The organism is Burkholderia sp. BCC1640 (genome assembly GCF_902833125.1).
Taxonomy (GTDB): Bacteria; Pseudomonadota; Gammaproteobacteria; order Burkholderiales; family Burkholderiaceae; genus Burkholderia; species Burkholderia diffusa.
The window spans coordinates 88,336-97,813 of the sequence record NZ_CADFEF010000029.1 but is presented as its reverse complement, the minus strand read 5'-3'; the positions used below and the strand labels follow the sequence as shown (position 1 = coordinate 97,813).

The following is a 9,478-nucleotide window of genomic DNA, read 5'->3' as shown; positions in this document are numbered from 1 at the left end:
ACGCCCTTCACGGCTTCCCCTTCGCAACCGAGACTCCCCGTACCCTAAAATGCAGCTTCCTTTAACGACCATCCAGCTCCAAGTACTCCGCTCCCGCCAGGCTCCTTTTGGTTTTGGAAAGTACTGCATCCCGCGCGCCCGGTTTCACGGCCGTGTTGGCGCGTACCGGGCAGCCGCGCCCGCGTCGATGCGCCGCGGCGTCACACCAGGAACGTCTCGGCCAGCTTGACCCAGTACGATGCGCCGGTCGGCAGCGCGGCGTCGTTGAAGTCGTAACCGGGGTTGTGCACCATGCAGCCGCCCTCCCCGTCGCCGTTGCCGATGATCAGGTAGCAGCCCGGCCGCTTCTCGAGCAGGAACGCGAAATCCTCGCTGCCGGTGAGCGGCACCATCCCGTCGATCAGGTTCGCCTCGCCGACCCACTCTCGCGCGACGCCGCGTGCGAACGCGGTCATCTGCGCGTCGTTGACGAGCACCGGGTAGCGGCGCTGGTAGTCGATCGTCGCGGTCGCGCCGAACACTGCAGCCTGCGCATGAACGACTTCCTTGATGCGCGTCTCGAGCAGGTCACGCACTTCCGGTTTCAGCGCGCGCACGGACAGGCGCATCTGTGCGCGGTCGGGAATCACGTTCGGCGCCTCGCCCGCATGGATCGCGCCCACCGTGACGATCGCCATGTCGAGCGGCGACACATTGCGCGACACGATCGTCTGCAGCGCGACGACGATCTGCGCGCACACGACGACCGGGTCGATCGCCCTGTGCGGCACCGCGCCGTGGCCGCCGCGCCCCTGCACGTCGACGATCACGGTATCCGACGACGCCATGAACGGCCCCGGCAGGAAGCCGAACTTGCCCGTCGGGAAGCCCGGCATGTTGTGCATCGCGAAGATCGCGTCGCACGGAAACTGCTCGAACAGCCCGTCGTCGAGCATTTTCTTCGCACCGCCGAGCCCTTCCTCGGCCGGCTGGAAAATCAGGTTCAGCGTGCCGGAAAAGCGGCGCTCGCGCGCCAGGTGCTTCGCGGCCGCGAGCAGCATCGCCGTGTGGCCGTCGTGGCCGCACGCGTGCATCTTGCCGGGGATCGTGCTCTGGTACGGCAGGCCGGTCGATTCGTGGATCGGCAGCGCGTCCATGTCGGCGCGCAGGCCGAGGCGCTGCGTGCCGTTGCCGACCTTCAGTTGCGCGACGACGCCCGTGCCGCCGAGCCCGCGATGCACCGTATAGCCCCACGCCTGCAACTGCCCGGCGACGAGGTCGCTCGTCGCGAATTCCTCGAAACCCAGCTCGGGGTGGGCATGAATGCGGTGCCGGATCTCGATCATTTCGTCGGCGAGGCCTGCGGGGATCACGCTGTGCGTCACGGTGTCGTCTCCTGGGTTTCGTGGGGAAGGTGCAGGCAAGGATAGTCGGTTGAGCGGCAACCGGACAGACAGAAAGTCGTCACGGCAGCAACCAGGAGTTGCCTGTCGATCGTCGTGGCGCGCGACGAATGCGCGACGGATCGTACGGCGGAAGGAAACCGGCCATTCGGGCGACTGCCGCCTGCGATCGGGATTCGCGACACTGCGTGTTCCGTCTCGATTTTTCAGGTGGGAGGGCGTGTTGATTGCCGTTCGTCATTCCGGAATAATTCCGTCACATCAATGGGTTGAGGATATTTGTTCATTTTTTGACGGCCGTACATTTTTTGTGTACGCTCGTGAAAAAGTGAACAGGCGATCCACCCCGATGCCCAAGAACGCCATCCTGCCGATATCGGAACAGCACGTGCTCGACGAAGCCTGTGCCGCGTTCGGACGCGCGACCCGGCGCTTCGACGCCCGGCCCGTGCGCGTGCCGGCCGCATACAACGCGCATGCCGACGCGATGATCCGCTTCGGCATTGCCGGGCAAACATTCGAGATGCCGGTGGCGGTGAGCGTCGGCGTCGAATCGCTGCACGGCGCGCTCGCCGCGTTACGCCGCCGCGCGCCTCCAACGTCCGCCGAGCGGCCGCTGATGCTGGTCGCGCCGTATTTTTCGGCCGACCTGGCCGCCCGCCTGATCGAGCACGACATCCCGTTCATCGATACCGCCGGCAACGCATGCCTGATCCAGCCGGAGGCGACCGTGATGATCTCCGGCCGGCCGAAACCTGCACGCACGCCACGCCGGCAGGCATCGCGCGCGACGACGCCCAAGGGGCTCGCCGTGATGTTCGCGCTCGCGACGCAGCCGGGCCTCGTCGCGCAACCGCTCCGTGCGATCGCCGCCGCGTCGGGCGTCGCGCTCGGCACGGTCAATCTCGCGATGGACGATCTGATCGCACGCGGCCTCATCGCGCAGCGGCGCAACGGCGCGCGCGCGTTTACCGACTGGCCACGCTTCGTGCAGGAATGGGTCGCGCTGTACCCGAGCCGCCTGCGCGCGAAATTGCCGAGCCGGCGGTTTGCCGCGCTCGCGCCCGACTGGTGGCGCGGTTTCGATTTCGCGGCATTCGACGCGCGGCTCGGCGGCGAACCCGCGGCCGACCTGCTGACGCACGACCTGAAGCCGGCCGCGGTCACCGTCTATACGCACGGCGCCGTGTCGAACCGCCTGCTGCTCCAGGCGCGCCTGCGCCCGGACGAGCGCGGCGACGTCGAGCTGCTCGAAGCATTCTGGCCGCCGTCGCCGGCGCTCGACTGGCGCGAGCAGGACGTGCCGCTCGTGCCGCCGCTGCTGATCTACGCGGATCTCGTCTCGTCCGGAGACAGCCGCAATCTTGCCGCCGCCGAACACATCCATGACCGATACCTCGCCCACCCGCCCGCTTGAAGTCGACGCGCGCCGGCCGCTCGAACCGGCGGCGGTCGCGTTGCTGCAGGCGGTCCGTACGACTTGCGCGCAGCTCGACGCGGCATTCGTCGTCGCCGGCGCAACCGCGCGCGACATCCTGATGTGGCATGTCCACGGCATCCGGCCGGTGCGTGCGACGCGGGACGTCGACGTCGCCGTGTGCGCGGTGAGCTGGCCGTTTCACGAACGGCTCGTCGACGCCCTCGTCGCGACGGAGCAATTCGCACGCGCGCCGAAGCATCAGCAGAAACTGCTGTTCGACAGCGGCACGCAAGGCTTTCGCACGGAGCTCGATCTCGTGCCGTTCGGGCCGCTCGAGGCGCCCCCCGGCGAAATCGCGTGGCCACCGGGCGGCGATTTCGTGCTGAACGTGCTGGGCTTTCAGGAGGCGGTCGATACGGCGCTGGTCGTGTCGATCGCGGCCGGCATCGCGGTGCCGGTGGCGAGCCTGCCGGCCCTGGCGCTGTTGAAGCTGCTCGCGTGGAAGGACCGGCGCGCACGCCAGAACAGCGACGCGTACGACCTGCTGTTCCTGCTCACGCATTTTCACGACGCGGGTAATCGCGAGCGTATCTGGGACGTCGCGCCCGACCTGCTCGAGCAGCACGGTTTCCAGCCTGAGCTGGCCGCGGCCGCGCTGCTGGCGCGCGATGCAAGGCGGATTGCTTCGCCGCAAACGCACGATGCGATCCGCGCGCTGCTATCCGACGCAGCGATCTACACAACGCTCCGGCAGGATCTGCAGGCCCGCGCGTTCGCGCTGCTGCCGGGCGAATTCAACGATGACGCCGACCGGTATCTCGACGCGTTCCGCGACGCTTTTCTCACCGATTCGCCCGTTCCCCGGACGTGACGTGCGGCCGCGCGACCGCAACGCCATCGCGCATTCACTGCCCTGCGCCGGGCCCGCCCGGTCTCCGAGTGACGACCCCGCGCCGCAACTGAATTCGCGACCGTGGTTCCAGCCGTGCGACAAACGCCGTCACGCGTTCCGCAAGCTTCGTCACGGCAACCGGAACGTGTCGAAGAATGTTTCGCGCTCCATCACGGTGAGCGCCGCGCGCTTGTGCGGGAAGTCGAACTCCTTCAGCGTGTAGAACCCGAGCCGGTGCATGTACGCGATATGCCGCACGTGATCGACGCGCGGCTCGCCGACGAGCCGCTGCGTGCGCGGTTCGTCGACGAACATGTAGTGCAGCACCCCGCTCCACCACGCATGCAGCTTGCCCGCGCTCTGGAAGCGTGAATCGCCGATCAGCAGATGCAGCCCGCGATCGAAGTCATGCGCGTCGTAGAACGGCGCGAGGCGGTCCTCCTTCGCCCAGTAGAACTCGAAATAGCCGAACGGCGTATCGTCGAAATAGCCGATCATCGGATGCATGTGCGGATCGGCGAGCCGCTCCGCGAGATAGGCGGCGTGCTCGTCGAGCGTGCCGCGCTGGTCCCAGAAATGCGCGACGCGATCAAGGTTCATCCAGTCGCTGAACAACTGCGCATGCGCATCGATGTCGACGGTGCGCAGGCTGAACGTCATCCCGACCTGCGGCATGTAGCGCGCATAGATCTCGCCGGCCGGCGACGGCGGCCGCACCGGATGCCGGTGGCCGTTCGTGATCGTGTAGCGCAGCGGCATCCCGCCCGACGCGGGCGCCTTCAGCCACGGCCGCGGATTCTGCCAGAACGTCGCGCGCGATGCGGTGAGGTGCAGGCGGTCGCCCACGATCCGTGCGTCGTCGATCACGCCGTCGCGCACCGCGCGCGCGACGTACGACGCGATAGCCGCCGGATCGGCGCCGCCGTGCGGCACCGACACCGTCGCCGCATCGTGCCGCGTGTCCGTGTTGAACAGCGCGACGAACTCCGCGAGCAGCGCGGCCGGCGCATCGTCGGGCCGCCACGCGTCGAGCGTGCGCTCGGCGGCGGGCGGCTCCTGCCCGTGCGCGGCGCCGTCGAGTGCCGCGGCCACCTCGCCTTCGACGGCGTCCGCTTCCTTGTCGGCCGGTTTCGTCAGCGTGTCTTCCATCACAGTGCTCCCGCGTCGTGGCGATCGGCGAGGATGTGCAGCCCCCGCTCGAGCGCCGGAAACAGGCTGCGCTGGAAGTTGTTCCAGCGCAGTTCGAGAATCGTGTCGTCCGGCGCGATCGGCGTGTCGAGCACGTCGCAGATCACTTCACCGGAATCGATGCCGTTGTCGACGTAGTGAAACGATGCGCCCGTCATCGCCACGGCTTCGACGCGCGAGGTCGCGCCGCTCGCCCAGTCGACCCGTTCGCCGCGCGCGCCGTGCAGCGCGTCGAGCGTCGCCCACGCACCGCGCCGCTGGTACGGCGAATCGTCGGCCGTGATGCCGGGGTGGATGTTCGCGATGCGGCGATGAAAGCGCGCGCCGGGACGCACGAGCTCGTCGAGGATCACGAGCAGCCCGTCGAGCACGACCACGTCGGCGTCGAGTTCGAGCAGGCGTTCGAGCAGGCGGCGCTCGAACGCCTGCTTGGCCGTCAGGCGCTCGCGCGCATCGCGTGGCAGCCGGCGGTACGTCGACGCAATCGTGCAGAACAGTTCGTCGACCGGCCTGCCCTGCACGGTCAGCCCGTCGGGCAGGATCCACGGGCGGCCGGGCGTGCGTGCGAAGCCGTAGTCGGCAACCTTCGCGCGGTCGGCCGGCGAGCCTTCGTCGTCGTCGACGATCACGCCCTGGAGCGCATAGCGTTCACCGAGCGGCGAGTCGTTCAGACGCTCGACGAGGAATTCGAGCGGTGCCTTCATGTAGCGCGTGCCGCCCTGGTAAGCGACCGGCTGGCCGGCGCGATCGGCCGCGCCGTTGCGCAGCGACTGGATGTAGACGAGATTTTTCTTCGGCATGGAGGCGTCGTGGAAAAAGCGGACGACGGCGCCGCGGCCCGCCCGCGCCGGCCCGAAGGCCGGCCGGCGCGCCACGGCGCGCGGCGTCACCAGTTGTATTTCGCGGTGGCGATCACCGTGCGGTCGGTCCCGAAAACGCAGACGCTCGTCGACTGGCAACCGCTGATGTAATGGCGGTTGAACAGGTTCGTCCCGTTCACGGCAAAGCGCCAGTTGCGCGTGTCGTAATGCACGCCCGCGTCGAACAGCGTGTAGCTCGATACCGTCAGCGAGTTGTCCGCCGCACCGGCCGACGCACTCTGGTAGCGCACGCCGCCGCCCAGGCCGAAGCCCGTGAGCGGCCCCGTGTGCCACGTCCAGTCCGCCCACAGCGACGCCATCTGGCGCGGCCGCGGAATGTCGACCGGCCAGTTGTTCAGCGACGCGTCGTTGGCCTTCACGTTCTTCACGTCCTGGTAGACGTAGGACGCGATCAGCGACAGGTTCCGCGTGAGCTTGCCGGTCGCGTTCAGCTCGATCCCGCGCGAACGCACTTCACCGGTCTGGACCAAGGTCGTGCCGGACGGATCGAGATTGAGCGGCGTCGCCGTGAGCACGTTGGTCTGGTTGATCTGGTAGATCGCCGCGCTCAGCATCAGGTTCTTGCCGGGCGGCTGCCAGCGCAGGCCGGCCTCGATCTGCTTGCCGCGCGTCGACTGCGGCAGCCCGCCGCCGTACAGGTTCACGCCGATCAGCGGGTTGAACGACGTCGCGTAGCTGACGTACGGCGACAGCCCGTAGTCGCCCTGGTACGTGAGGCCCACGCGGCCGGTGAACGCCGTGACGTCGGCCTTCGACTGCGTGCCGCCCGCGCGGTCGTCCATCCGCTGGTTGACCCAGTCCTCGCGGCCGCCGAGCGTCAGCGTCCAGCGGTTCCACTTGACCTGGTCCTGCACGTACAGCCCGAACGTGTTCATCGTCGTGTACGTGTTGGTGCGATACGTGGTGTTCGGCGGCGAGAACACGGACAGCGTGACCGGCGTGTAGACCGGGTTGTAGATGTTCAGCGTCGGCGCGGCGGCCAGCCATTCGCTATCGGTCGCGGTCTGCCGGTTGTACTGGAAGCCGAGCAGCAGCGTGTGCTCGAGCGGCCCCGTGCCGAAGCGGCCCTGCAGGTTGTTGTCGATGTCGAAGCGGCTGTAGTTCGTCTGGAACACGCCGGCCCAGCGGTTGATGTCGGTCAGGCTGCCGTCGGCGAAGCCCGCGCCGAACACCGAGCCGTTGTCGAGCGACAGGTGCATCCAGCGCACGTTCTGGCGGAACGTCCACATCGGGTTCAGGTTCCGCTCGAACTGGTAGCCGAGCGACCACTGCTTCTTGCGGTAGTAGTTGAAATCCGGGTCGCCGCCGTAGACGTCCTTGTCGAGCTGCCCGTTCGGGTTCGGCAGCACTGTGCCTTGCGCCGGCAGGAAGTTCGACGAGATGTCGCCCCAGTCCTGCAGGTACGTGGCGGACAGCGTCAGCGACGTATCCGCGTCCGGGCGCCAGCGGAACGACGGCGCGAGCGCGACGCGCTGGTCGTTGTTCGGGCCGGTCAGCGCGTTGCCGTCGCGGGCGACGCCGACGAACCGGTACGCGTACTTGCCGTCCGCGTCGAGCTTGTCGCCGACGTCGATCATGAACTGCTTGCGCGCGTAGTTGCCGAACTGCACGCCGGCTTCGCGCACGCGCTCGCCGTCGGCCGTCTTGGTCTGTACGTCGATGATCGCGCCCGGGTCGCCGGCGCCGTACAGCACCGACGTCGGCCCGCGCAGCACGGTGATGCTGTCGATCATGTACGGATCGACGCGCCAGCTCGACAGGTTCAGCGTGTTCGGCACCTGCAGGCCGTTCACGTACGCGGTCGGCGTGAAGCCGCGCAGCGCCGCGTACCAGTCGGAGCGGTTGTCCGAGCCGTACGACGAGAAGCCCGGCACGTAGCGCAGCGCCGCGTTCACGTCGGTCGCGCCGGTCATCTCGATCTGCTGCGCGGTGACGACGTTGATCGTCTGCGGAATCTCGTTCAGCGCGGTATCGGTCTTGGTGCCGGTCCTGCTGCGCTTCGCGACGAGCCCGACCGTGCCGTCGCCCTCCGAGCCCGCGTTGACGTTGATCGCCGGCAGCGTGCCGGATGTCGAGCCGTTCTGCGCGCCGGCCGATGCGCCGACCGCCGCACCGTTCTGCGCATTGCCGCCCGACGCCGCGGCGCCTGCGTTCACGGCTGGCGCCGTCTGGGCGGTTGCGTGCCCTGCCGCCATCCCGAACGCCACGCTCGCCGCGGCTGCGATCGCACGCACACGCGTGCCTGTTGCCCACTCCATCTTTCTCTGCTCCACTTTTTTGATGCGGTCTCCGACCGCGCCTTTGTCAAAGAGCGAAAGCCATGCGGCCCGCGCTCGCCCCGTCTTGATGTCGTTGTTCATGCAGTGCCCGGTCCGCGCCTTCGTCACGGGCGGGCGCGATCCCTTCCTCGAGCGACGCGCAGATCTCGTCCGCGCGGCGCGCCAGGACCGACAGCAGCGTGTCGGACAGGCCGTGGCTGTCTTCGCAGCAGCCTTGCAGGTAGATGCGCGGCGCGAAGTGCGCGGGCGTCGCGAGCAGGTAGTCGCGCGTGACGTCGCCGCGCGTGAGCGCATCGCCCAGATGCGGCTCGAGCCCTTCGAGCAGCGCCGAATGCGTGTCGCGCCGGTAGCCGGTCGCGAGCACGAGCGCGTCGAACCGTTCGACGCGCGTCGCGCCGTTCATCCGGTCGCGCAGCGTCAGCTCGATGCGGCCGTCGCCGGCGCGCACCGCGGCCTCGATCGCGCTGTTCGCGAGCAGCGCATGGCGCGGCGTGCCGTCGATGCGCTGCAGGTACAGCATTTCGTAGATCTGCTCGATCAGCGGCCGATCGACCACCGCGTAGTTGGTGTCGCGATAGCGCTCGAGCAGCGCGCGGCGCGCGTCGTGCGGCTGCGCATAGACGACGTCGGTGAATTCTGGGCTGAAGATCTCGTTGACGAACGGGCTGTCGTCGGCCGGCTTCAATGCGCCCGCGCGCATCACGAGGCTCGCGTCGACGTGCGGGAAACGGCGCGCGAGGTCGATGAACACCTCGGCCGCGCTCTGCCCCGCGCCGATCACCGCGACGCGGCGGCGCTCGCCGTCCGGCGCGGCGACCAGCCGGTCGATGTCGGTCAGGTACGACGACGAATGGATCACGCGATCGCGGCCGAGCGCGGCGAACGCGTCCGGCACCGCCGGCGTGCCGCCGACGCCGACCGACAGCGCACGCGTCACGCGCTGGCGCTCGCGGCCAGCCGCGTCGCGCGACAGCACGCGCAGCGCGTCGATCCGCGCGCCGTCGCCGCGCACGGGCTCGATCGCCGTGACGGTTTCGTTGTAATGGACGTGCTCGTCGAATGCGTCGGCGACCCAGCTCAGGTAGTCGTGGAATTCGACGCGAGTCGGATAGAAGTTCTTCAGGTTGACGAATTCGTTCAGCCGGCCGCGTTCGAACAGGTAGTTGATGAACGTGTAGCGGCTTTTCGGATCGCGCATCGTGACGAGATCCTTCAGAAACGAGATCTGCATCCGGCAGTCGTCGAGCAGCATGCCGCGATGCCAGCCGAATTCCGGCTGGCGTTCGACGAAGCAATGCGCGAACGGACGCGTGCCGTTGCGTTCCGCGAGGCGCACGGCCAGCGCCAGGTTCGACGGCCCGAAGCCGACGCCGATCAGGTCGAATACGGTTTCTCTCTGCATGTCTCTCAGCTCCCTTGTCGGTGAATCCGGCCCG

7 protein-coding genes are annotated in these 9,478 nt (G+C 68.2%); 2 read left to right on the top strand and 5 right to left on the bottom strand.

Features of this window, described 5'->3' with window-relative positions:
• Positions 1–200: 200 nt before the first annotated feature.
• Positions 201–1,364 (bottom strand): M20 aminoacylase family protein, encoded by a 1,164-nt coding sequence (locus HWX25_RS26480; RefSeq protein ID WP_059818211.1) that lies wholly within the window; start codon positions 1,362–1,364, stop codon positions 201–203.
• A 367-nt stretch (positions 1,365–1,731) separates the two neighbouring features.
• Between HWX25_RS26480 and HWX25_RS26475 the strand changes: the two genes are divergently transcribed.
• Both HWX25_RS26475 and HWX25_RS26470 read left to right on the top strand, forming a co-directional pair.
• Positions 1,732–2,799, top strand: a complete 1,068-nt coding sequence (locus HWX25_RS26475) for a type IV toxin-antitoxin system AbiEi family antitoxin (RefSeq protein ID WP_175911374.1) — start codon at positions 1,732–1,734, stop codon at positions 2,797–2,799.
• Positions 2,768–3,673 (top strand): nucleotidyl transferase AbiEii/AbiGii toxin family protein, encoded by a 906-nt coding sequence (locus HWX25_RS26470; RefSeq protein ID WP_175911373.1) that lies wholly within the window; start codon positions 2,768–2,770, stop codon positions 3,671–3,673. Before HWX25_RS26475 ends, HWX25_RS26470 begins: the two co-directional genes overlap by 32 nt.
• A gap of 150 nt (positions 3,674–3,823) precedes the next feature.
• Here the strand turns inward: HWX25_RS26470 and HWX25_RS26465 are convergent, their stop codons facing one another.
• The 4 genes from HWX25_RS26465 to HWX25_RS26450 all read right to left on the bottom strand — a co-directional run bounded on the left by HWX25_RS26465 (position 3,824) and on the right by HWX25_RS26450 (position 9,444).
• Complete coding sequence (locus tag HWX25_RS26465) at positions 3,824–4,843, bottom strand: GNAT family N-acetyltransferase (protein ID WP_175911370.1); 1,020 nt, start codon at positions 4,841–4,843, stop codon at positions 3,824–3,826.
• Positions 4,843–5,682: a formyltransferase family protein gene (locus HWX25_RS26460; RefSeq protein ID WP_175911368.1), complete on the bottom strand. Its 840-nt coding sequence runs from the start codon at positions 5,680–5,682 to the stop codon at positions 4,843–4,845. Before HWX25_RS26460 ends, HWX25_RS26465 begins: the two co-directional genes overlap by 1 nt.
• Positions 5,683–5,768: 86 nt before the next feature.
• On the bottom strand, positions 5,769–8,021 hold the full coding sequence (locus HWX25_RS26455) for a TonB-dependent siderophore receptor (protein WP_175911366.1): 2,253 nt from the start codon (positions 8,019–8,021) through the stop codon (positions 5,769–5,771).
• A 46-nt stretch (positions 8,022–8,067) separates the two neighbouring features.
• The gene (locus HWX25_RS26450; protein WP_175911365.1) at positions 8,068–9,444 is read right to left on the bottom strand and encodes a lysine N(6)-hydroxylase/L-ornithine N(5)-oxygenase family protein; all 1,377 of its coding nucleotides are present in this window, start codon (positions 9,442–9,444) and stop codon (positions 8,068–8,070) included.
• Between the last annotated feature and the right edge of the window lie 34 nt (positions 9,445–9,478).